The following is a 599-nucleotide window of genomic DNA, read 5'->3' on the forward strand; positions in this document are numbered from 1 at the left end:
TCGGCAGCTGTCACGCTGGGCCCACGGTCGGCTCATCTGCAAAATCGGGCCAGGCATCTACACCGCCGGGCCGACCCCCTCGGCGCTCTTGCCAGCAGCCCAGAAACCTTAACTACCTGGCCTTGGGAGTTGACCCGGTTTGGTGGACACCTGACCTCTGGGGAACCCTGGTTCCCGGAAGAAGGAGTCTGCTGTGCCGAACAACTATCCGCCGGAGTTTCGCCGGCAGATGGTGGAGCTGGTGCGCGCCGGATGGACGCCGGAGGAACTGGCCAAGGAGTTCCAGCCCTCCGCGCAATCGATCCGCACCTGGGTGCGCCAGGCCGACCTCGATGACGGCCGCCGCCAGGACGGCCTGACCAGCGCCGAGAAGGACGAGCTGGCCCGGCTGCGCCGTGAGAACAAGATTCTCCGTGAGGAGAAGGAGATCTTGCGTAAGGGTGATTATTGCTGGAAATAGCTTGTGAGGAGAACCCGGGTTCCGCAGTTCGTAGTCACACGTGGAGACTGGGCTGGGAGAATCTGCTGGTAGATGGCTTGCAGAGAGCTCCGGGGCGTCACGAAGGCCCGAGAGTGTAGTAACACGACTTCGAAGATTT

Annotated in this window: 1 protein-coding gene; it reads left to right on the plus strand. The window is 62.4% G+C overall.

Annotation, left to right across the window (positions count from 1 at the left end; all coding sequences use genetic code 11):
• Positions 1-193: 193 nt before the first annotated feature.
• Positions 194-460, plus strand: coding sequence for a transposase (locus tag ABEA43_RS67925; protein ID WP_345581661.1), 267 nt, complete (start codon positions 194-196; stop codon positions 458-460).
• Positions 461-599: the final 139 nt, after the last annotated feature.

This window comes from Nonomuraea rosea, assembly GCF_039539705.1.
GTDB lineage: Bacteria > Actinomycetota > Actinomycetes > Streptosporangiales > Streptosporangiaceae > Nonomuraea > Nonomuraea rosea.